General features: G+C 61.4%; 1 protein-coding gene. It reads left to right on the top strand.

Annotation, left to right across the window (positions count from 1 at the left end; translation table 11 throughout):
• Positions 1-298 (top strand): calcium-binding protein (locus DIE23_RS39310; RefSeq protein ID WP_311767852.1); only part of this gene is annotated, 298 nt, incomplete at both ends.

The following is a 298-nucleotide window of genomic DNA, read 5'->3' as shown; positions in this document are numbered from 1 at the left end:
TCAACGGCAACGATATCTATCTGACGCAAGGCACCGATCAGGTCAAGCTCGACGGCATGGCTGACGGATCCGGCAAAGCGGGGGTCGGCCAGGTGCAGTTCGCGGACGGCACCGTGTGGACCGCGGCACAGGTTGTCACGATGGCGCGTACCATTAACGGCACCGTCGGCAACGATACGCTCAATGGATCCCCCGGCGCGGACATCTTCGACGGCAAAGGCGGCAACGACGTCGAGATCGGCAATGGCGGAGCCGACACCTTCATCTTCAACCAGGGCTATGGCCATCTCGAGATCAA

This window comes from Burkholderia sp. Bp9143 (assembly GCF_003853645.1).
GTDB lineage: Bacteria > Pseudomonadota > Gammaproteobacteria > Burkholderiales > Burkholderiaceae > Burkholderia.
Note: the sequence above shows the minus strand (reverse complement) of the source record. Positions and strands in the feature narration are given on the sequence as shown.